At 38.4% G+C, this 24,757-nt stretch carries 27 protein-coding genes, 1 riboswitch and 1 other annotated feature; of the genes, 25 read left to right on the forward strand and 2 right to left on the reverse strand.

Annotation, left to right across the window (positions count from 1 at the left end; genetic code table 11):
- The first annotated feature begins 504 nt into the window (after positions 1 to 504).
- Positions 505 to 781 (forward strand) — a binding site (T-box leader).
- Between the two features lie 79 nt (positions 782 to 860).
- From metG to LG276_RS01895, 9 genes are all read left to right on the forward strand, one after another.
- Positions 861 to 2,501, forward strand: coding sequence for a methionine--tRNA ligase (gene metG / locus LG276_RS01855; protein ID WP_404293288.1), 1,641 nt, complete (start codon positions 861 to 863; stop codon positions 2,499 to 2,501).
- Between the two features lie 61 nt (positions 2,502 to 2,562).
- Positions 2,563 to 3,426 (forward strand): aminoglycoside 6-adenylyltransferase, encoded by an 864-nt coding sequence (locus LG276_RS01860; RefSeq protein ID WP_404293290.1) that lies wholly within the window; start codon positions 2,563 to 2,565, stop codon positions 3,424 to 3,426.
- Positions 3,427 to 3,538: 112 nt separating this feature from the next.
- A complete protein-coding gene (locus LG276_RS01865) occupies positions 3,539 to 3,787 on the forward strand; it encodes a hypothetical protein (protein WP_404294368.1) in 249 nt (82 codons plus the stop codon).
- 91 nt (positions 3,788 to 3,878) lie between these two features.
- Positions 3,879 to 4,274 carry a helix-hairpin-helix domain-containing protein gene (locus tag LG276_RS01870; RefSeq protein WP_404293293.1) on the forward strand — a complete coding sequence of 132 codons (396 nt, stop codon included), beginning with the start codon at positions 3,879 to 3,881 and terminating at the stop codon, positions 4,272 to 4,274.
- A 139-nt stretch (positions 4,275 to 4,413) separates the two neighbouring features.
- Positions 4,414 to 4,542: a hypothetical protein gene (locus tag LG276_RS01875; protein ID WP_404293296.1), complete on the forward strand. Its 129-nt coding sequence runs from the start codon at positions 4,414 to 4,416 to the stop codon at positions 4,540 to 4,542.
- A gap of 152 nt (positions 4,543 to 4,694) precedes the next feature.
- The gene (locus LG276_RS01880; protein ID WP_404293298.1) at positions 4,695 to 5,156 is read left to right on the forward strand and encodes a VOC family protein; all 462 of its coding nucleotides are present in this window, start codon (positions 4,695 to 4,697) and stop codon (positions 5,154 to 5,156) included.
- Between the two features lie 232 nt (positions 5,157 to 5,388).
- Complete coding sequence (locus LG276_RS01885) at positions 5,389 to 6,837, forward strand: hypothetical protein (RefSeq protein WP_404293301.1); 1,449 nt, start codon at positions 5,389 to 5,391, stop codon at positions 6,835 to 6,837.
- A 155-nt stretch (positions 6,838 to 6,992) separates the two neighbouring features.
- Positions 6,993 to 7,871: a peptidase G2 autoproteolytic cleavage domain-containing protein gene (locus tag LG276_RS01890; RefSeq protein WP_404293303.1), complete on the forward strand. Its 879-nt coding sequence runs from the start codon at positions 6,993 to 6,995 to the stop codon at positions 7,869 to 7,871.
- Between the two features lie 84 nt (positions 7,872 to 7,955).
- Positions 7,956 to 8,345: a DUF2283 domain-containing protein gene (locus LG276_RS01895; RefSeq protein WP_224938261.1), complete on the forward strand. Its 390-nt coding sequence runs from the start codon at positions 7,956 to 7,958 to the stop codon at positions 8,343 to 8,345.
- Positions 8,346 to 8,365: 20 nt separating this feature from the next.
- On the opposite strand, the gene LG276_RS01900 is transcribed toward LG276_RS01895, so the two are convergent.
- Positions 8,366 to 9,004, reverse strand: a complete 639-nt coding sequence (locus LG276_RS01900; protein ID WP_404293306.1) for an alpha/beta family hydrolase — start codon at positions 9,002 to 9,004, stop codon at positions 8,366 to 8,368.
- A gap of 159 nt (positions 9,005 to 9,163) precedes the next feature.
- Here LG276_RS01900 and LG276_RS01905 point away from each other — a divergent pair, with 159 nt between their 5' ends.
- Together LG276_RS01905 and LG276_RS01910 are read left to right on the forward strand one after the other, a co-directional pair.
- Entirely contained in the window at positions 9,164 to 10,309 is a 1,146-nt protein-coding gene (locus tag LG276_RS01905; protein WP_404293309.1) for an MFS transporter, read from the forward strand.
- 64 nt (positions 10,310 to 10,373) lie between these two features.
- Positions 10,374 to 10,769 (forward strand): VOC family protein, encoded by a 396-nt coding sequence (locus LG276_RS01910; protein ID WP_224938259.1) that lies wholly within the window; start codon positions 10,374 to 10,376, stop codon positions 10,767 to 10,769.
- Positions 10,770 to 10,787: 18 nt separating this feature from the next.
- On the opposite strand, the gene LG276_RS01915 is transcribed toward LG276_RS01910, so the two are convergent.
- Entirely contained in the window at positions 10,788 to 11,243 is a 456-nt protein-coding gene (locus LG276_RS01915; protein WP_341104800.1) for an SRPBCC family protein, read from the reverse strand.
- 361 nt (positions 11,244 to 11,604) lie between these two features.
- Positions 11,605 to 11,760, forward strand: a riboswitch (cyclic di-AMP (ydaO/yuaA leader).
- Between the two features lie 129 nt (positions 11,761 to 11,889).
- On the opposite strand from LG276_RS01915, the gene LG276_RS01920 reads away from it, so the two are divergent.
- The 14 genes from LG276_RS01920 (at position 11,890) to LG276_RS01985 (ending at position 24,756) form a co-directional block, all read left to right on the forward strand.
- Positions 11,890 to 13,152 (forward strand): cation:dicarboxylate symporter family transporter, encoded by a 1,263-nt coding sequence (locus tag LG276_RS01920; protein ID WP_224938257.1) that lies wholly within the window; start codon positions 11,890 to 11,892, stop codon positions 13,150 to 13,152.
- 174 nt (positions 13,153 to 13,326) lie between these two features.
- Complete coding sequence (locus tag LG276_RS01925; protein WP_404293311.1) at positions 13,327 to 13,467, forward strand: hypothetical protein; 141 nt, start codon at positions 13,327 to 13,329, stop codon at positions 13,465 to 13,467.
- Positions 13,468 to 13,603: 136 nt separating this feature from the next.
- Positions 13,604 to 13,783 carry a hypothetical protein gene (locus LG276_RS01930; RefSeq protein WP_404293313.1) on the forward strand — a complete coding sequence of 60 codons (180 nt, stop codon included), beginning with the start codon at positions 13,604 to 13,606 and terminating at the stop codon, positions 13,781 to 13,783.
- A gap of 260 nt (positions 13,784 to 14,043) precedes the next feature.
- Positions 14,044 to 14,472: a GNAT family N-acetyltransferase gene (locus tag LG276_RS01935; protein WP_404293315.1), complete on the forward strand. Its 429-nt coding sequence runs from the start codon at positions 14,044 to 14,046 to the stop codon at positions 14,470 to 14,472.
- 38 nt (positions 14,473 to 14,510) lie between these two features.
- Positions 14,511 to 15,512: a DUF1835 domain-containing protein gene (locus LG276_RS01940; RefSeq protein WP_404293318.1), complete on the forward strand. Its 1,002-nt coding sequence runs from the start codon at positions 14,511 to 14,513 to the stop codon at positions 15,510 to 15,512.
- Between the two features lie 112 nt (positions 15,513 to 15,624).
- Positions 15,625 to 16,320, forward strand: a complete 696-nt coding sequence (locus LG276_RS01945) for a response regulator transcription factor (RefSeq protein ID WP_095370967.1) — start codon at positions 15,625 to 15,627, stop codon at positions 16,318 to 16,320.
- Entirely contained in the window at positions 16,317 to 17,669 is a 1,353-nt protein-coding gene (locus LG276_RS01950; protein WP_404293321.1) for an ATP-binding protein, read from the forward strand. Before LG276_RS01945 ends, LG276_RS01950 begins: the two co-directional genes overlap by 4 nt.
- A gap of 7 nt (positions 17,670 to 17,676) precedes the next feature.
- Complete coding sequence (locus LG276_RS01955) at positions 17,677 to 18,357, forward strand: PepSY domain-containing protein (RefSeq protein WP_404293324.1); 681 nt, start codon at positions 17,677 to 17,679, stop codon at positions 18,355 to 18,357.
- Positions 18,358 to 18,463: 106 nt separating this feature from the next.
- On the forward strand, positions 18,464 to 19,027 hold the full coding sequence (locus tag LG276_RS01960; protein WP_289432667.1) for a PepSY domain-containing protein: 564 nt from the start codon (positions 18,464 to 18,466) through the stop codon (positions 19,025 to 19,027).
- A gap of 222 nt (positions 19,028 to 19,249) precedes the next feature.
- Positions 19,250 to 20,146 (forward strand): NAD(P)/FAD-dependent oxidoreductase, encoded by an 897-nt coding sequence (locus tag LG276_RS01965; protein WP_224938324.1) that lies wholly within the window; start codon positions 19,250 to 19,252, stop codon positions 20,144 to 20,146.
- 18 nt (positions 20,147 to 20,164) lie between these two features.
- Positions 20,165 to 20,596: an RrF2 family transcriptional regulator gene (locus tag LG276_RS01970; RefSeq protein WP_404293327.1), complete on the forward strand. Its 432-nt coding sequence runs from the start codon at positions 20,165 to 20,167 to the stop codon at positions 20,594 to 20,596.
- Positions 20,597 to 20,774: 178 nt separating this feature from the next.
- The gene (locus LG276_RS01975) at positions 20,775 to 21,320 is read left to right on the forward strand and encodes a glycerol-3-phosphate acyltransferase (RefSeq protein WP_404293329.1); all 546 of its coding nucleotides are present in this window, start codon (positions 20,775 to 20,777) and stop codon (positions 21,318 to 21,320) included.
- Complete coding sequence (locus LG276_RS01980) at positions 21,317 to 22,918, forward strand: GNAT family N-acetyltransferase (protein WP_404293331.1); 1,602 nt, start codon at positions 21,317 to 21,319, stop codon at positions 22,916 to 22,918. Before LG276_RS01975 ends, LG276_RS01980 begins: the two co-directional genes overlap by 4 nt.
- The gene (locus LG276_RS01985; RefSeq protein WP_404293333.1) at positions 22,915 to 24,756 is read left to right on the forward strand and encodes an LTA synthase family protein; all 1,842 of its coding nucleotides are present in this window, start codon (positions 22,915 to 22,917) and stop codon (positions 24,754 to 24,756) included. Before LG276_RS01980 ends, LG276_RS01985 begins: the two co-directional genes overlap by 4 nt.
- Position 24,757: the final 1 nt, after the last annotated feature.

Raw genomic sequence — 24,757 nt, forward strand, 5'->3', positions numbered from 1 at the left:
GTCATTCAGTCAGAGCAAAAAGCATTAGCGAGTCATTCAGACAGTAAATCCGTCACGAAGGCCGAGCAAAAAGCATTAGCGAGTCATTCAGACAGAAAATCCGTCACGAAAGCCGAGCAAAAAGCATTAGCAAGTCATTCAACTAGAAAATCCCCCACGAGAGCCGAGCAAAAAGCATTAGCAAGTCATTCAACTAGAAAATCCCCCACGAGAGCCGAGCAAAAAGCATTAGCAAGTCATTCAGACAGTAAATCCGTCACGAAAGCCGAGCAAAAAGCATTAGCGAGTCATTCAGTCAGAAAACCCGTCACGAAAGCGGAGCAAAAAGCATTAGCAAGTCATTCAACTAGAAAATCGTCCGCGAAAGCCGAGCAAATAGCATTATTAGCAAGTCATTCAGTTAGAAATTCCGTCACTAAGCCCGAGCAAAACACATTTGCCTTTCACTTCTCCCATTGACTTTCAAAACCCAGTTGATTAAAATTACCCTTATATATTTTTACTTCAAAAGCAATGAAGAGAAAAAGTAGAATGTGTCGTTTTTTAAGCAGAGAGCTTCGGTAGCTGAGAAGAAGCAAAAAGCAATCATTCGAAAAATGGTCTCTGAGCTGTGTACTGAACATACTTGTTTATTAGTATAAGTAGGCTACGCCGAGTTTTGGCACTCGTTATCAATGTCACAGTATAAAGGCCGATTGGGACTGGCGTACTTGATGAGGCAAGTAGGGTAACCTATTTGTAAAATAAGGTGGTAACGCGTGGTGTAAACCTCGCCCTTAGCTAGCAATAGCTATGGGGCGAGGTTTTTTGTTTGCAGTCGTGTCTCAATCAATCAGGCTAAAATTTAGGGGGAATAGAAGATGAGTATTTTTATTGGTGGGGCGTGGGCTTATGCAAATGGATCTTTGCATCTCGGTCATGTTTCAAGTTTGCTACCTGGAGACATTTTGGCAAGATATTATCGTTTAAAAGGAGAAAAAGTGCTATATGCTTCAGGCAGTGATTGTAATGGTACACCGATTACTGTGAAAGCAAGACAGGCGGGGGTAGAGCCGCAGGCGATAGCAGATCACTATCACCGGGAGTTTGTTGATTGCTTTACACAATTAGGTTTTTCTTATGATATTTATACAAGAACAGATACAGCTCATCACCATCATGGAGTACAAGAAATATTTTTAGCGCTTTTAGAAAAAGGCTTGATCTACAAGCGAAAGGTAGAGCAAACCTATTGTGAGCACTGTCAGCAGTTCTTGCCAGACCGCTATGTGGAAGGATTATGTCCAGTTTGCAATGAACCTGCCAGAGGTGATCAATGTGATCATTGTGCAACCATCTTAGAGCCCCTTGAACTTCATGAACGCAGCTGTAAAATTTGTGGTCACACACCTACGACAAGGGAGACAGAACATTTTTATTTTGCACTAAGTGACTTACAAGCTGATTTGGAGAAATATACACAACGGGCTGAAGTGCAACATTTATGGAGAGAGAATGCATTGCATTTAACGAAGAGGTATTTAGGTGAAGGCTTGCACGACAGAGCCATTTCTCGAGATTTACCAATCGGTGTCAGTGTCCCTGTTTCTGGTTATGAAGAGAAAAAGGTGTATGTATGGATTGAGGCGGTTTCAGGCTATTATTCGGCAAGTAAAAAGTGGGCCGAAGAAAACAATCAGGATGATCATCTTTTTTGGTCAAGTGAAACAACCTCGTATTATGTGCACGGAAAAGATAATATCCCGTTCCACACGGTCATTTGGCCCGCCATTTTACAAGGAATAGGAATTGCGGCATTGCCGACAAGGGTGATTTCCAACGAATATGTTACTTTAGAAAAAAAGAAGTTATCGACGAGTAAAAATTGGGCTGTTTGGGTGCCTGATTTCTTAGAAAGATATGAACCAGATTCGATTCGCTACTTTCTTACGATTAATGCACCGGAGAATCGCGATGCCGATTTTTCTTGGAAAGAGTTTATCTATAGCCATAATAGCGAATTGCTCGGTGCATATGGGAATTTTGTGAATCGTACGTTGAAATTTATTGAAAAATCATTTGCCGGTGTCATTACAACGTCGGATATTGATGAGAAGATAAAAGGAGAAATAAACTGCTTATATCATGAAGTTGGAAACCTCATTGAACAAGGAAGCATGAAGCAAGCCCTAGAAAATATATTCGCCTATGTGCGAAAATCTAATAAATATTTTGATGAGCAAAAGCCATGGCAACAATGGCATGAGGATCAAGGGACTTGTGAAAAAACGTTAGCTAATTGTGTTTATCTTCTTGCCAACCTCGCGCAATTACTTTCTCCTTTTTTACCGTTTTCAAGTGAAAAGGTATTTGAATTACTCAATGTCCAAGAGCGGAGATGGCAAGAGGTTGTTTTGAATGGTGTGACACTCACTGCACCAGTTGAACCATTGTTTGCGCGCATTGATGTAGAGAACATTGAAAAAGAATTAGCGAGATTACAAGCACAATCACTTGCCTAATAATCGCCGGAAGCAGGACTTTTCTTAGTAAACAAAGAACCAATACTTGGGTGGTGAAGTGATGAGGTCTGAAACAGAAATGATGGCGACGATTATAGACTTTGCAAAAAACGAAGAAAGGATTTTTGCCGTCTATATGAACGGTTCCAGAACAAATATAAATGTCCCAAGAGACCAGTTTCAAGATTATGATATTGTTTATGTCGTTGAAGATACCGAGCCTTTTATTAAAAATCAAAATTGGATCGCATCATTCGGCGAGTTGATTATGAAGCAAGAACCAGATAAAAATGATTTTGGTAAAGAAATAGTGCAAGACTTCAAGAGTTATGGTTTTCTGATGCTATTTACAGACGGCAATCGCATCGATCTTCGCTTTCAAACGAAGGAAGTGATGCGAAAAGAATATGGGGAAGATAAACTGACTGTTCCTTTATTAGATAAAGGTGAGTACTTGCCCATTATTCCTCCTCCGACAGATGTCGATTACCACGTGCAAACACCGAGTGAAGGTGAATATGATGCTTATACAAATAACTTCTGGTGGTGTCTACAAAATGTGGCGAAAGGTATTTGGCGAGATGAATGGCCATATGCTCAAGCAATGTTTAACTCTGACATAAGAGACGCATTAAACAAAATGGTCGATTGGTGGATCGGTATTCAATATGATTTTCGTATTTCTACTGGTAAGTTAGGAAAATATTATAAGTGTTATCTCCCTCCTTCCTATTGGGAGATGTACAGAAAAACTTATAGTGATGGAGATGAGGAAAATATGTGGGAAGCAGTTATGACCACATGCAAATTGTTTCGTGCGTTAGCTCAAGAAGTGGCTAATCACCTTCGATTCTCTTATCCTATCAATGATGATCGCCGTATGTTGGCGTATTTGGAGGGGGTAAGGCAATTACCGAAAGCGTGAAGGAGATAGGCTACTTAAAGAATGAGAGGAAAAAGCGGAAAAAGGGATTGAAGACCTTTCGTATAAGGGTAAAGAATTGTACGACTTAAAAGCAAAGGGATGGATCAACACAATGAATATTCTTTCCTATTCTTATAAAAAACGGGGAGCGATTGAATTTACTTTCGATGCTTTTCCCCATTCAAAAGTAGTCTTTCACCCAATTAAAACGTATTATTTCATTCGCACTGTGCGCTGGAATGCGGCGGATCCTGTTGTGACAAGAAGAGATTTAGAGAGAATGGAGATAGTAGCAAACTTAGAGATGGGTACACTTGATCATTATAAAAAAAGAAAAGGTTATAAACCACTAATATTATAAATGTAAGCCAGGAAGGAGGAAGCCGATGCCATCTTATCAACCTGAATGACCTTTAACAGCGGATGAAAGGTCTAGACTACGAAAGGCAAGATTGAAGATCAGCCAAATACATACACTTGGGATAAAAGAAATTAGTCAGCATTTAAATATATCAGATCAAAGGGCACGAAAGATAAAGGGATGGGCAGATTTTCAATTGGTGCCCTCGGTTGGTTTTGGATTAGCGGATAAACTTGTTCGATATCTGCAAATCTATCGTTTAGAAGATATAAAGAATGAAAATCCAGCACAACTATTTGATCTGCTGGAAAAGGAGATGGGTGTGAGAACGGATGGCTGTGTGGAAGATCAAATTCGCTGTGTCATTCATTTTGCTAACAATAAGAAAATACCTAAAAAAAGGTTTGACTTCACGGATGAGAGAAAGGCGTACCGCGTAACAAATGGCTTTCCATCAGATCGCCCAGAGAAATCGTGGAGGGACTAGGAGGAGTTGGCGGTTGTGATTCAAGTTACACATGAAGTAGCCTTGAAGGCAACAAGTCAAACGGGTTCAATCATTATAAGCGATTAAATGAGATTAAAAGCACCATCGATTCAGGTGGGTGATGTTAGCGGGAGGATAGGTGGATACGATCATCTTAAACCAACCTGAGAAAGGTGATTTAGATGCCGGTTTGTTAATTGCTAGGAAGCCAGAATTTTCAAGGGTGCCCAGTGGAAATAGTGGACGATCTCTCCTATTTTTATCATAATGTATCCGAAATAATAGAACTTGTTCAAGAAAGTAACCTATTGCAAAGTCCGCTCTCCATCAAAAGTCGTAAGGAAGATACAGCTTTTATCGGTCGTGATGAGTTCTCTTTTGTATAAAAATATAATTAGATAAAGGAGGACTGATGATGCAATGATAGAAGGCTTATATGAAGCTCATTTACCAGTCAAAAATTTAGATGACGCGATTGAATTTTATACGAATCTAGGGTTACAGGTGGCATTAAGGGATGAAGAGACAGTATTTCTCTGGATTGAAAAGGATAAAAGTTGGTTAGGTCTATGGCAAGGAGAAGAGTACAAGTTGCCCTATCATCCTTCTGTTAGACATGTTGCCTTTCGCGTTTCCTATGAAAATTTAAAGCGGTCATTAAACTGGTTAGAAACAAAGGGAATTGAAGCAGTGCCATTTGGCAGCAGAAAGTCGGTGGCTCCATTTATTCGATCACATCAAAGTAATGCTTCCGTTTATTTTAAAGACCCAGACGGCAATAGTTTAGAGTTGATGTGTACGGTGGATACACCAGAGGAGTTGCAGAAAGTTTGCAAAAAGTGGTCTATCACTGAATGGGAAGAATCCTTGAAGGGACTTTAGCTACAAGATATATTTAAATAGAGTAATGAGATTTTAACGAAAAAATGTTGCTTCTTATATCATTTTTTCGTTTTTTTTTTGCCTTGTAAGAGTTGAGTGGTAATATGGTTACATTTAGAAAAAGCCAAAGAGATAAAGTGATAAAAGTAGGCTACTTGTCCACACGAAAATGATCTTTTCTTAATAAACTATCAGGATAAAGGTTAAATTCTTGTGGAAAGGAGTGCTACATTTGGCTGATTGTAATAGAAATGCTTTAGGAACATGTTCCGATGCAGGTGGCTATAATACTACTGCAAGTGGTGTGGCTTCGCATGCGGAGGGTAGTACAACAGAAGCTGCTGGCACAGCGTCTCATGCGGAGGGCTATAATAGTATAGCGACTGGAGAGACCTCTCATGCCGAGGGTTATGCATCAATAGCAACAGGTGCAGCTTCTCACGTGGAAGGCTCAAGTACTAATGCAACGGAGGTTGCTGCACATAGTGAGGGGTTTAATACACTAGCGAGTGGGCAAGCGTCTCATGCGGAGGGAAATTCGACGGAAGCTTTAGGGACAGCTTCTCATGTGGAAGGCTTTGGAAATATGGCGATTGCTGATAATTCACATGCAGAAGGTTATGGAACAACAACAGATGGAATTGGTTCACATGCAGAAGGGGCTCAATCAAATGCAGGTGGAGTCGCTGCGCATGCAGAAGGTTTTAGTACAACTGCAAACGGTGATGGGTCTCATGCTGAGGGGAATTCGACAAATGCATTAGGGACAGCATCCCATGCGGAGGGATTTGAAAGTTTGGCCATCGGGGGTGTATCACACGCTGAGGGACATGGGACTGAAGCAAGTGGATATGCCTCTCATGCCGAGGGGATTAATACTTCGGCAATTGGAAATGAGGCACATGCGGAAGGAACAAATACAACGGCGATTGGAGATAATAGTCATTCAGAAGGTTATGCCACAACGGCTAGTGGGGAAACCTCTCATGCAGAAGGTTCAGAAACAAATGCAAGCGGAGATGTTTCGCATGCAGAAGGTTCAGAATCAACAGCAAGTGGAGGGGCTGCGCATGCAGAAGGGTTAGGTACAACCGCGAGTGGGGATGCCTCTCATGCGGAAGGAGATGGTACGTTAGCTTCTGGCAGTAGCGCGCATGCCGAGGGTTTATCTACTAATGCTACCTCTACCGCCTCCCATGCCGAAGGGGGTTCAACAAATGCAACTGCTTACGGTGCTCATGCCGAGGGTGTTCAAACCACTGCATCTAATTCTGGCGCACATGCAGAAGGTTTTCTAAGTGTAGCAAGTAACTTTGGTAGTCATTCCGAAGGGTACAATACTCAAGCGTTAGGAGCCTACTCCCATGCTGAAGGTGGGAGTACACAGGCACAAGGTGACTATTCTCATTCGGAAGGTTACCTTACAACAGCGAGTGGAGGTGCGGCTCATGCAGAAGGTACTTCAACAATTGCTTCGGGAACTTGGTCTCATGCTGAGGGAGATGGATCAGAGGCCTCTGGTTACAATTCACATGCCGAGGGAAATTCAACAATTGCCTCAGGCACTTTTGCACATGCCCAAGGTCAGAGTACAGTAGCGGCGGGCACTTCTTCCCATGCCGAGGGCTACTTATCTAGTACAGCATTTGACGCACCTTATGCCCATGCGCCGAAGGGTTAGGAACAACCGCCAGTGGAAATGCGTCCCATGCGGAAGGAACTGAAAATACGGCCAGTGGTTTCTCAGCACACGCAGAAGGGGGATCAGATGGAGCAAACTTACCAGCGCCTAACACTGCCAGTGGAAATAGTTCTCATGTTGAAGGATTTAACAATGTGGCGAGTGGATTAGCAAGTCATGCAGAAGGCACAGATACGATCGCTTCAGGTGATTACTCTCATGCGGAGGGACTTGGAACAAGTACAAATGGTCAAGCCGGAGCACATATTATAGGTAGATACGGTGATGCCGAAGAACCTTTTTCATGGTTTATTGGTAACGGTACAGCTGCAGACACAAGAAGCCTCGGTGCTAAATGGTTAGCTAGTAATGGCGAAATGTATATTGATGGAGCCACATACAATACTGGTGGGGCAGATATAGCAGAGATGTTTGAAAGTATAGATGGCTTGGCAATTGATCCAGGATACTTTGTTACATTAGAAGGAGATAAGATGCGAAAGGCAACTGCATCTGATAGATATATTCTTGGTGTTACAAGTGCTACTCCAAGTTTATTAGGTAATAGTGCAAGCTTGAATTGGCAGGGGAAATATGAATTAGATGAATGGGGACGTAGAATGTACACCCATATTGAGGTACCTTTGCCAGCTTCAAAAAATGGAGAACCTCGGTCATCGGTTACAGAAACCAAACCGATCATTAGTACGAAATGGGATCCATCGCAATCTTATGTTTCAAGACAAGATAGACAAGAGTGGTCTGCAGTAGGGTTATTGGGACAATTAAGAGTAAGAGATGATGGTAGTTGTCAAGTGAATGGCTATTGTTTACCAAATGATGAAGGAATAGCAACTACTTCACAGCAAGGGTATCGCGTGATAAAAAGAACGGCTGCTAAGCAAGTTATAATAATGATTAAAGGCAATGAAAGTGAAATAATCGAGCTTTCTAACCGATATCAACTAGAACAACAAGAAATGAAACAAATGCTTTCCCAATTGGCAAATACAATCAATAATAACTATAATTAAATCCTAAGAATGTAGGGTTTCTATACAAAGGAATCCTATGTTTACATAATATTCATCAAACTAAAAATCTGAGGGGGATAAGGATTGGAATCTAGAATTACATTTGATACAGAGGCGAAAGCTGGCTATATCTATTTACTGCCTGATTCAGAAACGTATACTATTCAAGCAACAGAAGATGTGGGTGATTCTCCATTACTAGTCGATATTGATGAGCATGATCGAATCGTTGGTATAGAATGTTTTGGAGAGATTGCGCAAAGATTATCCCCGATAGCAGGGTCAGAAAAAATATATCACGAAAATGGTGAAACCCTATCTTTCCGGCTATCTGGACAAGCTGTTAAGAAACATTATCTACTGAAAGGCATCCAATTTTATTTTGCTGATGAGAAGTGTAAATATTTTATCGGCTTTGACATTATTGATTTTCATAAATATAAAAAACAGACTTTAAAAAGCATAGTAAAATAATCTTTACTTTTTTAACCATATCAAGAAATAAATCTCTTTAATTCTGCCATTACTGTTTTCAACGTTTGAAGGGAATGTTCCGTATGATAGTCGATGTCGAGTGAGTGATTTGCGCCATCTATTATTTCTATTTGAATAGAACGTTCCTTCATTTTTTCGATTGTTTCATGATGGAAATATGGATCTTGATTACCCATGACGAGTAACACCTCTTGCTTTATAAGTACTGTTGCCTTAGCGATTGATGGGAATTTTAATAACGGTGTTAAAAGAATGATCTGTGCCTCACGGAAAAATTCTTCTTTCGCAAGGTGTAAAGTGATCGGTATCGTACCAAGAGATTTGCCCAACAGGATGGTTTTTTGATAGATATGTTTTTGAGATAGATCCGTAATAACTAGGTGAATATCTGCCATCATTAAGGATGAAATGTCTTCTACTCTATGTGTTTTTAATAAATTTGCTTCATATTGATAATGGATATGAACAACATCAATGCCCTGTTCAATCATCATCATCGTAGCGTAGTAAAACAATGGATGATTATAGTTGTATCCTGCTCCTGAAAACATAATACATACGGACGGTGCGCCTGAATTTATATGAGTATATCTAACTGCTTTTTCCTCTTTTTGTAAGTTTTTTTCTTGAATTTCCATCGATTTCCCCTTGTTATTTTTTATAAGTAGTGTAACATATTTCCTGTACTGTATTTTCTGAATCTTGTATTTTTTTAAGGGGTGATACCTATCGGTTGGAGAAATCCTGCGCTGCTTATATTGGGTATAGGCGTTTCTTATTTAGGAAATTGGATTTATTTGATTGCGTTGAACGTATATATTATTGACTTAACCGGTTCTGCAGCTGCAGTTGCGGGTCTTTATATTATTAGACCTCTAGCAATGCTTATGACCAACCTTTGGTCAGGTAGCGTAATTGATAGAGTAAATAAGAGAAGGTTAATGATTTTTATTGATATTGTACGTGGTCTTTTAGTTGTCTGTTTACCATTTTTACATTCATTGTGGTTGATTTACTTCTTATTGTTACTTATTAATTTGGCTGGTAGTTTTTTTGGACCAAGCTCACAGGTATACATAACCAAATTAATTCCAGAGTCAGAACGTAAGCGAGTTAATGCTCTTATCGGAATGGCAGGTAATGGGGCAATTATGATTGGTCCAGCTATTGCGGGTGTATTAATGACGACGGTTAGTTTGGCTGTCTGTTTCTATATTAATGCGGCTACTTTTATTATTTGTGCTTTCTTTATTTTCTTACTTCCGAATGTGGATGAGCAGAATAATCATGTTAGAGAGCGAATTCGCTTAAAAACATTAATAGAAGATTGGCGAACAATTATCCGGTTTTCAAAAGGAGCCAAATATTTTATATCTGTATACTTGTTATTCCAAACGACGATGCTCATATGTGTCGCCCTGGATTCTCAAGAAGTTACCTTTTTAACGAGAGATCTTGGCCTATCTAATGAAGCGTATGGCTATATTGTGGCCATGACAGGTATCGGTGCTATATTTGGCGGTTTATGTTCGAGTTTATTAGCGAAAAAATTATCATTAAAACTATATATTGGTGCGGGGATGTTATTGACATCAATCGGTTACATAGTCTTCTATGCATCTTCACATTATTTAACTGCAACCATAGCCTTTGTCATATTAGGGTTCTTCTTTACGTTTGCAAATGCAGGTTACGTGACTTTTTTCCAAAAACAAGTACCTGTTGGCATTATGGGAAGGTTTGCAAGTGTGGCTGATCTATTGCAAGGAATCGTCCAGATTGGTTTGACATTACTACTGGGTCTCCTAGCTGAGTGGTTTACCTTACAAGAAGTCAGTGTTGCTTTTGCAGTGATTAGTGGAATTGTTTCTATTGCGTTAGTCGCAACTATCTATCGCCCATCAAAAGCAAGTTATTTTGAAGATAAGGCTGTCTCTAGCTAATGATTTGCTCCTAACTTCCGATTGAAGTATGATGAATGGAAATGAGAGATAAAGGAGATTAGAGATGAAAAGTGTCATGCCATTTCTTATGTTTCAAGATGGTCAAGCAGAGCAAGCGATGAATTATTATACGTCGATTATTGAAGACTCAAGCATTATAAATATTGCCCGCTATGGTGAAAATGAAGCGGGTGATGAAGGGACAGTAATGCATGCCATATTCAAGCTAAAGGACCAAGAAGTGATGTGCATTGATAGTAATATCGCCCATCAGTTCAATTTCACCCCGAGCTTTTCCTTTTATTTGAATTGTGATACTGCGGAAGAACTTCGTGTTGTCTACGAAAAGCTAGTAGACGGTGGTACGGAATTAATGCCTTTAGGTGATTATGGTTTTAGTCAACAATTTGCTTGGATTAATGATCGCTTCGGTGTATCTTGGCAAATCAATCTACCTTAATTAAAAAGATGGCGAGGGTTATGTAATCCCCTCTGCCATCTTTTTTAATGCTAACGCTCTTTTGGTTATGAATCGTTGCATATAAGCTTTTAAAAAGAGGAAGTCTGCTATCTTCCCAATCAATCCTAATGGTGAGATATAAGAAAATGAATCTATCATTTCTGTTCCTTCCTCATGCTCGCGGAACTCATGAACATGAATAAATGATTGAAAAGCACCCTTGACCAATACATCTGTAAATTGGTAGGGGCGTTCCATCTCCGTTACTTTTGCTGTTAGTCTTTGCTTTACACCAAAATGTATAGCTTCCCAGGTTACTGTGTCCCCACTCCTGAGTAAACCTGAAGTCACTCCTGCAACAGCTCGCTCCTGTGATTGCTTTGTTGTCTCCGTGTGTACTTCCACATTTCTTGCTAAATCAAAACATAAGTGAATATCGGCATGAATCAACAAACGATGTTTAATGACAGGCATGTGTAAACCCCCTTATTTTAGTGATAACAAAAGCATTCGATGAAATCAACCACCATAAACAAGATCATTGCGGTAACCGTTGATTAATTATTTAGATAGACTAAATAATTAATATTTCAGAAAAATTAGTTTTGTAAAATTTGTGTATATTTTTCTTTAATTTTTATTTAAAAAAAGAGGAATAATCGGAAGAATTAAACTGAAGGTTATTGTAGTAAACAAGAGAAATAATAAGTATTTGAGAGAATTATAAAGGTTTTTCTAGATAGGTGCGCTATAGTGAACGCACAGCTTTAAATATCCTCGGTAATTCTTGCTATTTACAATTTCAATGTATTAATAATATAATAGAAAAGTATTTTGTAATATATTGCTTAATCTTTTTTCTAAGAACGGGGGACCCAATTTTTACAGCGGACATGTCCGTTTGGGGTGAATCTATGTATGTTAGAGGGGCTTACTGTTTCCCTTAGTCCTAACCCGAAAGCTAACCTCGTCAGCATTAAAGGAGACAAAAGGAGTTTATATGATTGCGGGAAAATGACTGAAAAGGCTTTTTTTTTTGGTTTATTTTCACCTTAAATTAATTAACCTTGTTTCCCTTGCCTAAGCACTAGATCAAATTTATAGAAGGTGAGGTTTTTTTATGAAAAAAATATTTAAAATGAGTCTAGCTACTCAAATTTTGATTGGTCTTATTTTAGGTATTGTCATTGGTGGTATTTTCTACGGAAATGAAACCGCTCAAAGTTTTTTACAGCCTTTTGGTGATTTATTTATCCGTTTAATTAAAATGATCGTCGTACCGATCGTCCTTTCAACAATCATCGTTGCTATTGCTGGTGTTGGTGACATTAAATCAGTCGGTAAGCTCGGCGGAAAATCACTGTTTTATTTCATTGGAATGACAATGGTAGCGATTGCAGTGGGACTTATTTCTGCTAATATATTCCAACCTGGAGCAGGTTTGGATATGGAGAGCTTAGAACAGAATGATATTTCTGGATATGTTCAAACGAATGAAGAGCAAGAAGGAAAATCAATAGCCGATACGCTATTGCATATTGTACCGACAAATCCGGTTCAAGCAATGGTGGAAGGTGACATGCTTGCAATTATTTTCTTTGCCGTTGTGTTTGGACTAGGAGTCGCTGCAATAGGTGAAAAAGGGAAACCAGTATTAAGATTTTTTGAAGGCACAGCTAAGGCGATGTTTTATGTAACAAACTTATTTATGAAGTATGCACCAATAGGGGTGTTTGCGTTAATTGGTGTGACGATTTCAAAATATGGTTTTGCTTCATTGATTCCTTTAGGGAAATTAGCGTTAACTGTGTATGGAACAATGGCATTCTTCGTTATCGTTATTTTAGGAATTATGGCTAAAATTATCGGTGTGAATATCTTTAAATTACTTGGATCCATTAAAGAAGAATTACTTCTAGCTTTCTCAACAGCGAGTTCAGAAACGGTTCTTCCACGAATTATGGACAAGATGGAACAAGCAGGAAGCCCGAAACATATCGCTTCTTTTGTTATTCCAACTGGTTACTCATTTAACCTCGATGGTTCCGTTTTATACCAAGCCATTGCAGCATTATTTATTGCACAAATGTTTGGTATTGAGTTAAGTATTGTTGAACAAATCACATTAATGCTTGTACTAATGATTACTTCTAAAGGTATGGCAGGTGTACCAGGCGTTTCGTTTGTTGTTCTACTAGCTACTTTCAGTACAATTGGACTGCCTGCAGCAGGACTTGCTTTTATCGCAGGTATCGACCGTATCCTAGATATGGGTCGTACAGCAGTAAACGTAGTTGGTAATTCCCTTGCAGCACTTGTTATCGCAAAGTGGGAAGGCCAATTTAACCCGCCAGCTGATAATAAAGTTCAAAAAGCTTCTTAAAAGTTATCATAGATGATAGAATTCGCATGCCACAGAATTTAATTCTGTGGTATTTTTTTGTTTGCGATCAATAGTCTATCTTGGCTGCATAACCTACAATGCGAGGGAAGAGATTAAGAAACTATGTTGGCAAGAATCAAAAACGCGCACAAGTTATGAGAAAGAGAAGAAGAGTTGCGCGCAAATGCCGGATACGCGCAAAAGAGTCATAGAGGAGGGGGAGGAAATGCGCGAAAGAGTCAAAAACGCGCACAAGTTATGAGAGAGAGAAGAAGAATTGCGCGCAAAAGCCAGATACGCGCAAAAGTGGTATAGAGGAAGCCGAGGAAATGCGCGAAAGAGCCAAAAACGCGATCAAGTTATGAGAAAGAGAAGAAGAATTGCGCGCAAAAGCCAGATACGCGCAAAAGAGTCATAGAGAAGGCAGAGGAAATGCGCGAAAGAGCAAAATATGCGCACAAGTTATGAGAAAGAGAAGAAGAAATGCGCGCAAATGCGTGAAAGAGCTAAATACGCGCACAAGATAAGGGAGAGAGAAGAAGAATTGCGCGCAAAAGCCAGATACGCGCAAAAGAGGTATAGAGGAAGCCGAGAAATTACGCACAAGAGTCAAATAGGCTTACAAGTCTGAAAAAAAGCAGGAAACACTTTACTCCACAAGTATCGCTCTCAATGCGGACTTCGCTGCCAAGAGCAGGGACCTGCATATTAAATGGCTAGTTATGGCCTTTTAATAGATGCTGATATATAGGTTGAAATAGCATCTTGTTTAAAAAATGCCATTCTCAAATGATCATTAAATGTTTGTTAAAATGGCGTTTTGTATAGGGAGGAAGTGGTATAATTTTCTAAAATAAGGAGGAGTCTATAAAGCCGTATTCATTTAATATCATGTCGCAACAGGAAGCTGAGGAAATTGCTTTAACTTGGCAGTATGATGCCCCCTATGATTTTTATAATATGGAAGAAGATGAGGCGGATTTAGTTGCATTTTTGGATGAAAAAGAACGGGGAGAGTTTGTTTTTTCTGTAAAGGATGAAGAAGAGCTTATCGCTTTTTTGATGATTGAGCAAATGGGTGACTCAATGGATATAGGCCTTGGATTGAGACCAGACTTAACTGGTCAAGGAAAAGGTGCCACTTTTTTAAAGGCTGCGACGTGTTTTATAAGAATGAATGATGAACCTAAACAGATGACATTATCTGTAGCTACTTTCAATAAAAGGGCTATTAAACTATATAAACGTATGGGGTTTTGCACGAGTCGCATATATATGCAAGAAACAAACGGAAGTACTTATGAGTTTATGATATGGTAATAGATTGTTATAAAAGTGTATAGGGAGTGGGTTAGCAGGTGCAAATTAAACAGCAAGTAGATAAATTATCGGATCATGAAGCAAGATCCTTACTGTTACAAATGTTATTACATACTGAAATGCTTCGTTCAGGAAACTACTCTGATGAGGATTATATGACTAGCATGAAGAAGTTTTATCGAGCAGTGTTAACATTTGATAAGGAAACTCCTCCTATTCAAGGAGGTAATATACATATTGTTTTTAGCGATTCGAGTGCGGGGAGTTTAAAACAAGCAATAGAGAAATTAAATATAAGTGATAGAGTCATTACTATTCCAATTAATTTTTCGATAGGGCCATTATGGCAATTGCATCAATTAGAGGGTCTTGAGAAGCGCAAGGACTGGTTGTTTGAACATATTAATTTAGAAGATGAATTTATCTTTGACTATATTCCACGGATAGAAGAAAGTTGGATGAAGTTACAGGCATTACCCGAACAATGTAAAATTTTTATTTGGGGATGCGAAAATGCGCATGAACAGACAGGAATAGCCTATGCCGTCTACCTATTACGGGAGAAAAACAATCAAATATATATAGGTTTAGATCAGGAGCACCAGCAAAGCTTAACACGTCAAGATATTCTACATACGGGTGAGCTTGCGCCCGAGCAGTGGATGGAATATATAAAAAATGTGGAAAATTATCTCCTCTTATCAATAGATGAACGTCAAAAATGGATAGAACTTTGGGTTACGCTTGCTCACTCGAAGGACGTCTTTTTAAGGACATGGGAAGAAGGAAGGTTAACTCCTGTCAGTGAAAATTATTTAGATGAGATGATTATTGCTAAGGCAAGGGAACTTCAAAAGGGAAAAGAATTTATGAAGTCTGCCCGCCTAATTGGTGAGGTCATTGGACATTTAGACCAACCCATTGGGGATTTGTTTATTGAGTACCGTTTAAGAACGCTAGCGTTCTTAGGTGTTTTTGAATTGAAGGGTGTGCCGAGGGCAATGAGATTTTATAGTGTACGCCTCAAGCCGAACGAATAATTAATATGGTGAGACCTCCTCCAAAAAAGGGAGGTTTATTTGATGAAAATTTTAATTTGTTTTTAATGTTCTTTTGGTAAGTTAATAATAACTGTAAAAGGAGGCGTGGTGGATGGCAGAGGAGATTTTGATTGTTGAGGATGAGGAAAAAATTGCGCGCTTATTAGAGCTTGAATTAACGTATGAAGGTTATCAAGTGACAAAGGTGTATGATGGCATGGAGGCGATGAATCATTACCGAGAAAAAGAGTGGGATCTTATCCTCTTAGATGTGATGCTACCAGGTTTAAGTGGGATGGAAATTCTACGTAGAATTAGAGGGAATGATACGGTTACACCGGTTATATTACTAACGGCTAAAGGTGCAGTAGAAGATAAAGTAACTGGACTTGATTTTGGGGCAAATGACTATGTCACCAAGCCTTTTCAAATAGAAGAATTACTAGCAAGAGTGAGAGCAGCTTTGCGATTGAAACAAAAAGGCGGTAAAGAAGAAGGAGGAAAATGGTTAACTTGTAGCGATTTAAAAATGAATGAGCAGACGAGAGAAGTCATGCGAGGGGAACAATCCATTGAGTTGACTGCTAAGGAATTCGATTTATTGCTCTATTTAGCTGAAAATGAACGCCAAGTGCTGACAAGAGACCAAATATTGTCTAAAGTGTGGGGGTACGATTACAGCGGTGATACAAATGTGGTTGATGTGTATATTCGGTATTTAAGAAGGAAGTTAGAAGTATCGGATGATGTCAAACCGCTTATTCAAACAGTAAGAGGTGTGGGCTATACCCTCAGGCAACCAACATGAAGATCAAAAATAGAATTCATTTATATACTGCGGTCTTATTTATTGTTTTACTCATTGTAATGAACTTTACAATATACTTTATTTTTCAATCCATTACGCTAGAGGGTGAGAAGGAGCAGGCAAAAGAAGAATTAAATAGGGTATTAACTGAGTTCCATCAATCCCTAGGCACTCTTCCTCAAGGAAGCTTATTAAGGGCGTATGTACCGGTTGATGGGTTTATAAGAATTATTCATGAAAATGGAGAAGCAACAACAACCACTTCGATGGATAATGAAAAGGTAGATAAGCTGGCTTTTCAGTTTGGAGCAAGTGATAAGACAGAAATTATTAAAAACGAACATATAGTTATTAGTTCAACACCAATGATTTTGCCCAGTGGAGAAGTGGCAAACTTACAAATAGGAAAAGATATTGAAGCAAGTTATCGAAACTTAAATATATTAAAGACCGTTCTCTTTATCGTAACACTAGTTGCAACGATACCTGTATTCCTTTCAAGTAGGTTTGTCGGCAACGTGATTATTACGCCGATTCTTTCTTTAACTGCAACAATGAAGGAAATTAGAAATAGTGGCCAATTTAAACAACTGCAGCTCCATCGAAATGCAGACATCGAATTGAGGGAAATGGGTGAAACCTTCAATCATATGATTACGCTGCTTGAGGAGAATGATGAGAAACAAAAGCAATTTATTGCTAATGCTTCTCATGAATTAAAAACACCATTAACAATCATAGAAAGTTATGCTAATTTGCTTAAAAGACGAGGGTACCAAGATAAAGATTTAGTCGATGAATCTGTTGAAGCTATCCACTCAGAGGCAATAAGGATGCGAGAACTAACTGAACAATTGCTTCTTTTGGCGAAGAATAACGAAGAATGGAATGTACAAAAACAAGAGATTTCACTCTCCCCGTTCCTTTTTGAAGTTAGTCGTTCATTTGAGAGAGCGTATCAGCGCCACATTACAATAACTGGCTTAAAAGAAACGACGGTCACTTCTGATGAGCAAAAGCTTAAGCAGCTATTGTTTATCCTATTAGATAACGCTAGGAAATATAGTGAAAATGAGATTGAAATTGTTATCGGGAAGGCAAATGAGCAAACATTTATTGAAGTAATTGATACAGGAGTTGGTATTTCTAAAGCTGATCAGGCGAGAGTGTTTGATCGCTTTTACCAAGTAGATCCCGCAAGGAAGCGGGGGAAAAATGGTAGCGGACTCGGTTTATCTTTGGCAAAAGAAATCTCAGAAGCGATTGATGTTGAGTTAACGCTTCAAAGCGAATTAGGAATAGGAACGAAAGTGAAAATACTTTTTGATAAAGGGCAAAGTCAGGAGTGATGAGAAAATGAAGAAGAAGGTAATTAGTAGTTTAGGATTCATTCTGTTGTTTTTCATCATGATCATTATTGTCTGGCTCTTGCTCAAACAGTTTGTGTTGCCATCGGATGAATTAGCTGAGAGCGAGGTAAAGCAGATAGTTGAGGAACGATATGGAGGCGTTATCCAAGAAACAGAGGATAAAGGTAAAGAGTTTATCGTTTCTTTCGATCGCGCAGGGCAAATGTATCAACTACACATTAATCGTGCAAGTGGTGAAATAGAAGAAATGTCAAGAACAGGAGAAGAAAAGCAACGTTTAACGGAGCAAGAAGTCAAGGAATTAGTGCAAACTGCTTCTTTAGGGGAAATTGATTCAGTAAATCTAAAAGAAAAGTCAGGCGAAGAAGTATTTGTCGCTCAAGTAGTTAAAGACGGAGAAGCGCGTGAAATTACCTTACATGCAGTAACTGGGAAAGTCCTTTCAAATGAGCTAGCCAATGAACAGCCTCCGAAAAATACGATTCTGACAGAAGAAGAAGCGATTGAAATCGCTCTCCAAGCTGTTCAAGGCGAAGTAGATGATGTTGACTTGGAAAATGAAGAGGATCATGTCTTCTATCTTATCGAAATTGAAACGGGTGATGAAAAAGAGGCTTTAGTTGAAGTGAATGCCATTACAGGCGAATCAACTGTGACTTGGGATTAATGAAAAAGAAGTGAATTCTAATCTTATTTTAATCTTCCTCACAATTTTATCTCATGATAGCTGTTTAATATAACAGTATAGACATAACAAACAGGAGGAAATTAAAATGAAAAAAGTAGGAGTAGGTTTATTAGCAGGAGCTATTACATTAGGAGGCGTTTTTGCTGCAACCACATTTGCCAATGATGATGCCCCAAAAGCAACGGTATCAAATGGTGAAGAAGTGAAACAAAAACAAACAAGCAATACAAATGAAGGAACCCTTTCAATTGAAGAAGCAATCAAGACAGCACAAGAGGAAGGGAAAGGAAAAGTAACTGATGTTGAATTAGAGTGGGAAAGAGGAAATCTCGTATATAATGTAGAGCTACAAGGGAATGGTACTGAAACAGATGTAGAGTTAAATGCAAATACTGGAGAAGTGCTTAAAGTGAAATCAGAGAAAGAAGATGAGCAGGACGAAGAAATTACACTGGATCAAAAGCTTTTCTCTGCAAGTGATGCCATTCAATTAGCTGAAAAAGAAGCAGACGGAGAGTTCAGTGAACTGCAACTTGATCACGATAATGGGACACTTATTTACGATATTGAATTAGAAGGCAAACAAGAAGCAGAAATAAAAATTGATGCTTTAACTGGTAAAGTACTAAAAGTTGAATTAGATGATTAATAAAAATAATAAGAGAGTGCTCATCTTCTGGTGAGCACTTTTTATTATGAACATAAGTGTACATATAATGAGAGTATATCGCCAACAAATGCTATTAATTTTTATCTACTAAAAAGTCTTTACTCTAAAGTGTGAGTTGTTTTCCTTGTTTTTAATCGGTATACTCCCTATTATAGATATTAAAGGTCTATAATATATTTATATAGGAGAGTGAGTAATACAATGTTAGATTGTGTGATTATTGGTGGCGGTCCAGCAGGTATGAATGCGGCACTTGTATTAGGGAGAGCAAGAAAAAATATCGTGCTTTTCGATGAAGATAAACCGAGAAATAGTGTTACACATGAATCACATGGTTTTATTACACGAGATGGAATTGCACCAGCTGAATTTAAACGTTTAGCAAAAGAAGATCTTCAGAAATATCCAAGCATTTCATTAAAGACAGAAAAGGTGACGGGGCTTAAAAAAGAAAACAATATATTCCTTATTAAGACAAGCTCAGGCAATCTGATACAATCGAGAAAAGTGATTTTAGCAACAGGAGTGAAGGATCAGTTACCTCCTATTAAAGGGTTAAAAGAGTTATATGGCAAAAGTGTCTTTCATTGTCCTTTTTGTGATGGTTGGGAGTTAAGGGAGAGAAAACTCGTGGTTGTTTCTGAGATGGAAGGTATTACCCATATGGTTAAATTACTAACGAATTGGAGTGATGATATTATTGTATGCTCTAATGGGAAGAAGATTTTAACAGGAGAAGAAAAAGAACTATTAGCCTCGAAAGGGATCCGTGTATTGGAGGATGAAATTGCTTATTTACATGGTGAAGAGGGACAATTACAAGAAGTTGTCTTTACAAATGGGGAAAGATTAGAAAGGAATGGTGGATTTGTTGGGATGATGTCAAAGCAAGCTTCTCCTTTAGCTGATATAATAGGTTGTAAAGTGAATGAAAATGGTGGCATTATCACAGACGAATTTGGTAGAACAAATATAGAAGGCGTTTATGCTAGTGGTGACACATCAACAATGCCAATGGCTCAACTTATATTTGCAGCTAGTGACGGAAGTAGGGCTGGCATTGCTGTTGTGAGTGATTTATTAGCCGAAGATTTTTAGAAAAAAGGAGTAGTAAAAATGAAATATTCAAGTGCGACGAATTATGGTTTACACACAATGGCTTTCTTATACTTGGCTCCAAAAGGTGAATCTGTCGGAGTGGACGTGTTAGCAAAAGTGCAAGATCTATCGCCGACTTATTTATCGAAAATATTAACAAAGCTGGTAAAAGCGGGGTTAATTGAATCCACACCCGGAGCAAAAGGTGGTTACCGTATAGTGAAGCGTAATGGAGATATTTCATTTTTACAAGTGATCCAAGCGATAGAAGGAAGTAATCAACTGTTTCACTGTTCACTTGATCACGACCACCCACATAATGAATGCTGTTTAATTGAGCAGGCAATGCTTAGAGCAGAAGAGCAAATGGTGAAACAGTTGGAGCAAACCTTCATTAGTGACATCGCTGAACAAATGAAAGCTTCTCAAAAAGCAGTTGATTTAAATTAAGTAAATGAAAATGGAATGAAAAGGCTTAAGACTCTAAATAATTTGGTGGCTTGAGCCTTTTTTATATTTTAAAACCTATGTAAAAAATGACATTTAGGGTATTCCTACACATTGGATAATAATGTTAAGATATGAGGGATGTAGTTATGTTAAAAAAGAGAGGTGACCCTTCCTGAATTTGGTTTTATGGGTTCTTTTTGCGTATGCTTGTGGTTGTTTAAATGGGGCCTATTATATTGGTCAATTTTTATATGGTGAGGATATAAGAGTAAAGGGAAGTGGTAATGCAGGTGCACGTAATGCCGGTAGAGTGATGGGTAGGAAAGCTTTTGTGTATACCGTAATTATTGATGCATTCAAAACCATTTTCCCTTTGTTAGTAGTCATTTATTTGGGGGAAGCTAGTAATCTAGTACTCGCTTGCGTTGTGGTAGCCATCTTATGTGGTCATATCTGGCCAGTGCAATTACAGTTTCATGGGGGAAAGGGAATCGTTGTCTATCTAGCTGTCTCATTGGTTTTGTTGCCAATGGGTTTACTGATCGTCGGTGGACTCATTCTCCTGCTATATATCATTACAAAGAAGTTGACTATCCCTACACTAACTAGTTTCTTTATCATGCCTATTCTACTTATGATAAAAAGTAGTTGGATATTAGCGGCGGCATACTTTTTTATGCTATTCATTATTGTAAGGCTGCATAGAAGTGGAGGAGTGGAATGATGACAGCAATTGTTTATAAGCGTGCAGATCAAAGTTCTGAACTGGAGCAGATTCATCAATTAAACTATGAAACATTTGTAGAGGAAATACCGCAACATAGAGTGAATGAACAAAGAAAATTAGTTGATCGCTTTCATGATGCCAATACATATATTATCGCTAAAAAAGAAGATGAAGTCGTGGGTATGATTGCTGTAAAAGGGACGAGACCATTTTCATTAGACGAAAAGCTTGATCAATTAGACGCGTACCTGCCACCGAACGAAACCTTATGTGAGATACGGTTATTATCTATCAAAACACCTTATCGTGGGAGTCGCGTATTTTACGAGTTAAGCAAAGCGTTAGTTGATTTCTGTCTTGAAGAGCATTATACAATGGCAATCATTTCTGGAACATTAAGACAGACAAAGTTATATAGACATCTTGGATTCCGCCCCTTTGGTCCTTTGGTAGGTACAAAGGAAGCGCCATACCAACCAATGTATTTAACAAAAGAAAGTTTCGAGGCAGCATCTAAGCTTTTTCAAAAAATGCTGAGGCGGAACGCGAAAGAGAATGGACATTTTTTCCTTCCTGGTCCAGTTTCGATCGCAGATAAGGTAAAGGAGGCGTGGGGGAGAGAGCCAGTGTCCCACCGTTCTCATGAAGTAAGCTCCATGTTGAGCAAGCTAAAAAAGAAGCTTTGCGCATTAACTAATGCTAATGAAGTCGAAATAGCTGTTGGTACAGGAACAATGGCAAATGATATGGTTGCTGCCCATTTATCAATAGTAAATGAGAAGGGACTCATTTTAGCAAACGGTGAATTTGGGTACCGGCTCATTGAGCATGGTAAGCGTTTCAAATTACCTTTTGCGACAGTTGAGAAACCATGGAACGCACCTATAGATATAAGCGAAGTAGAGAACATGTTACGGGACAATCGAGATATTGGCTGGATTTGGACTGTACACTGTGAAACATCTACAGGTTATCTTTTTCCATTAGAAGAATTGGAACAGCTTTGTCTGCAGTATAATGTGAAGCTATGTCTAGATGCTTGCAGTTCGCTAGGAATTGTTCCAGTTCATCTAAAGAATGTATATATCACGAGTGCGGTTAGTGGGAAAGGCTTAGGTTCCTATCCCGGTTTAGCGCTGGTTTTTCATCAAACAGAAATCAAGCCTCATCATCAATTACCGAAATATCTCGATATTGGTGTGTATCAGGCCAAGGCGAGTATTCCGTTTACACATTCATCAAATGGACTGTATGCACTATCTGTAGCGATAGAGAATCATCATTATGCAAGTCATGCTTTATATGAATTAGTACGTCAAAAATTAGTAGAGGCAGGCTTAAGAGTGTTTTATGGGGAAAATTATTCTCCTGGTATTTTGACTGTTCAATTAGAGATAGAAATTAGTTCAAGAGAGTTTGGCGATCAATTGAAGCTCGTAGGGGTTTATGTCAGTTATGAAAGCAACTATTTGCTTAAGAGAAACTGGTTTCAGATTGCACTAATGGGGGAACAGAAAAAGGCAGATGTTGAGGATGCGATGATTCGCTTGCTTAAAGTCTATGACAGCTTTCATAGTAGGAAGGTAATGGGATGAAAAACTTTATAAATTGGGTTGGTAAGCATTATCTACCTGCACTCTTTGTCATTTTATGGGTAAAGGTAGTGGTTGTTACATGGGTAGGCTTCAATTTAACCGTCGAGACATGGCTAGACTTTCTCGTCCTTCTCGTTAATCCAATTGGTATTAGCCTGCTACTTATGGGCCTTGCTTTTATATTCAAAAAAAGATTTTCCATGATAGGCGTGTTAATTGCCTATGTGTTGCTTATTGGTTTATTATATGCGAACTTACTATATTATCGTTTCTATATTGATTTTGTAACAGTATCTGTACTTATGCAGCTAAATAATGTTGGTGGACTTGGACCAAGTACGTTGGAGTTAATTTCGCCTTTAGATTTGCTATTATTCTTAGATATTATCTTTTTTGTTTATGTATGGCGAAAAACAAAACAAACAAAGTGGCAACCTGCTATGCCTCATAAAAAGAAGTATGTTGGCTTGACTATGGTCTTAATCATGATGACCGTTTCCCTCGCATTATTGAGAAATCCTTACGTGCTTCAAGCGAACTATGACAGGGAACAGCTTGTTGAGTCATTAGGGCTATATAATTATCAAGTGTTCAACATTATTAATAGTTTGCAATCACCAATGATGAAAGTATTAGCTAGTGATAAAAGTGTTGAACCTGTAACTAACTATTTACAGGGGATGCCTGATGCTAAATCAGACTATTTTGGTCTTGCTGAGGGAAAGAATTTAGTATTGATTAGCTTAGAGTCTACGCAGAATTTCGTCATTAACCGTAAAGTCAATGGGGAAGAAATTACCCCATTCCTTAACTCCTTAATAGAAGATAGTTATTATTTTTCAAATATATATGAGCAAGCAGCACAAGGAAAAACGTCAGATGCAGAGTTCATGATTCATACAGGCTTATACCCTTTATCCAGTGGTTCTGTCTTTGTTAGACGCCCTGAAAATGAGTTTATTTCTCTACCTAAATTATTGAAAGCAAAAAATAATTATAGCGCTGCCACTTTTCATGGTAACAGCATTAATTTTTGGAATCGAAAGCAAATGTATCCGAGCTTAGGGTATAATCAATATTTTTCTCAAGAGGACTATCATATTACAGAAGAGAATTCCGTAAACTATGGTATTAAAGATATTCCTTTTTTTGAACAATCAATCACACATCTTTCAACGCTAACGGAACCTTATATGGCTAGTTTCCTTACATTAACAAATCATTTTCCTTTTTTATTAGAAAGTGAGGACCAACGAATGCCTCCTGCTGATACGTCGGTTGACGTTGTTAATCGTTATGTGACAACGGTTAATTATGAAGATGCAGCGATTGAAAGATTCTTTGATTTGTTAAAAAAGGAAGGCATGTATGAAGACACCATTTTCGTTATCTATGGTGATCATTATGGGATTTCTCAAGAATTTGAAGAAGGCGTGCATGAGTTATTAGATCAACCGGAGACGCCGATTAATCATCTTCAATTGCAGCAAATTCCTCTTATTATTCATATACCTGGTGAAGAAGGTGCGATATTTGAAACAATCGGTGGCGAAATTGATATTCATGCGACTATCCTCGAACTAATGGGTATTGATGAGGAGCAGAGAACAAACTTTAGTGAAAACCTCTTTACGAGAGATCCTAATAAACCTGTTGTCTTTCGTGATGGCAGTATGGTAGCTAGTGAATACGCTTATCTTAACAATGCTTGTTACAGCATGAATACTGAATCACTAACTGAAGAAGAAAACTGTGAAACTTATCTAGAAACGGTACGTAAAGAACTTAAGTTATCTGATGAAATTATTTTAGGCGATTTATTTAGGTTTATGGAATAGG

This window comes from Cytobacillus kochii (genome assembly GCF_044790165.1).
Lineage (GTDB): Bacteria > Bacillota > Bacilli > Bacillales > Cytobacillaceae > Cytobacillus > Cytobacillus kochii.

Bases quoted from the DNA above. Each gene is read 5' to 3' on its own strand.
- LG276_RS01970 (WP_404293327.1), top strand. From the start codon at position 20,165: ATGAAATATTCAAGTGCGACGAATTATGGTTTACACACAATGGCTTTC.
- LG276_RS01930 (WP_404293313.1), top strand. From the start codon at position 13,604: ATGCGCACAAGTTATGAGAAAGAGAAGAAGAAATGCGCGCAAATGCGT.
- LG276_RS01960 (WP_289432667.1), top strand. From the start codon at position 18,464: ATGAAAAAAGTAGGAGTAGGTTTATTAGCAGGAGCTATTACATTAGGA.
- LG276_RS01950 (WP_404293321.1), top strand. From the start codon at position 16,317: ATGAAGATCAAAAATAGAATTCATTTATATACTGCGGTCTTATTTATT.
- LG276_RS01965 (WP_224938324.1), top strand. From the start codon at position 19,250: ATGTTAGATTGTGTGATTATTGGTGGCGGTCCAGCAGGTATGAATGCG.
- LG276_RS01985 (WP_404293333.1), top strand. From the start codon at position 22,915: ATGAAAAACTTTATAAATTGGGTTGGTAAGCATTATCTACCTGCACTC.
- LG276_RS01935 (WP_404293315.1), top strand. From the start codon at position 14,044: ATGTCGCAACAGGAAGCTGAGGAAATTGCTTTAACTTGGCAGTATGAT.
- LG276_RS01920 (WP_224938257.1), top strand. From the start codon at position 11,890: ATGAAAAAAATATTTAAAATGAGTCTAGCTACTCAAATTTTGATTGGT.
- LG276_RS01955 (WP_404293324.1), top strand. From the start codon at position 17,677: ATGAAGAAGAAGGTAATTAGTAGTTTAGGATTCATTCTGTTGTTTTTC.
- LG276_RS01945 (WP_095370967.1), top strand. From the start codon at position 15,625: ATGGCAGAGGAGATTTTGATTGTTGAGGATGAGGAAAAAATTGCGCGC.
- LG276_RS01915 (WP_341104800.1), bottom strand. From the start codon at position 11,243: ATGCCTGTCATTAAACATCGTTTGTTGATTCATGCCGATATTCACTTA.
- LG276_RS01980 (WP_404293331.1), top strand. From the start codon at position 21,317: ATGATGACAGCAATTGTTTATAAGCGTGCAGATCAAAGTTCTGAACTG.
- LG276_RS01900 (WP_404293306.1), bottom strand. From the start codon at position 9,004: ATGGAAATTCAAGAAAAAAACTTACAAAAAGAGGAAAAAGCAGTTAGA.
- LG276_RS01880 (WP_404293298.1), top strand. From the start codon at position 4,695: ATGATAGAAGGCTTATATGAAGCTCATTTACCAGTCAAAAATTTAGAT.
- LG276_RS01910 (WP_224938259.1), top strand. From the start codon at position 10,374: ATGAAAAGTGTCATGCCATTTCTTATGTTTCAAGATGGTCAAGCAGAG.
- LG276_RS01860 (WP_404293290.1), top strand. From the start codon at position 2,563: ATGAGGTCTGAAACAGAAATGATGGCGACGATTATAGACTTTGCAAAA.
- LG276_RS01865 (WP_404294368.1), top strand. From the start codon at position 3,539: ATGAATATTCTTTCCTATTCTTATAAAAAACGGGGAGCGATTGAATTT.
- metG (WP_404293288.1), top strand. From the start codon at position 861: ATGAGTATTTTTATTGGTGGGGCGTGGGCTTATGCAAATGGATCTTTG.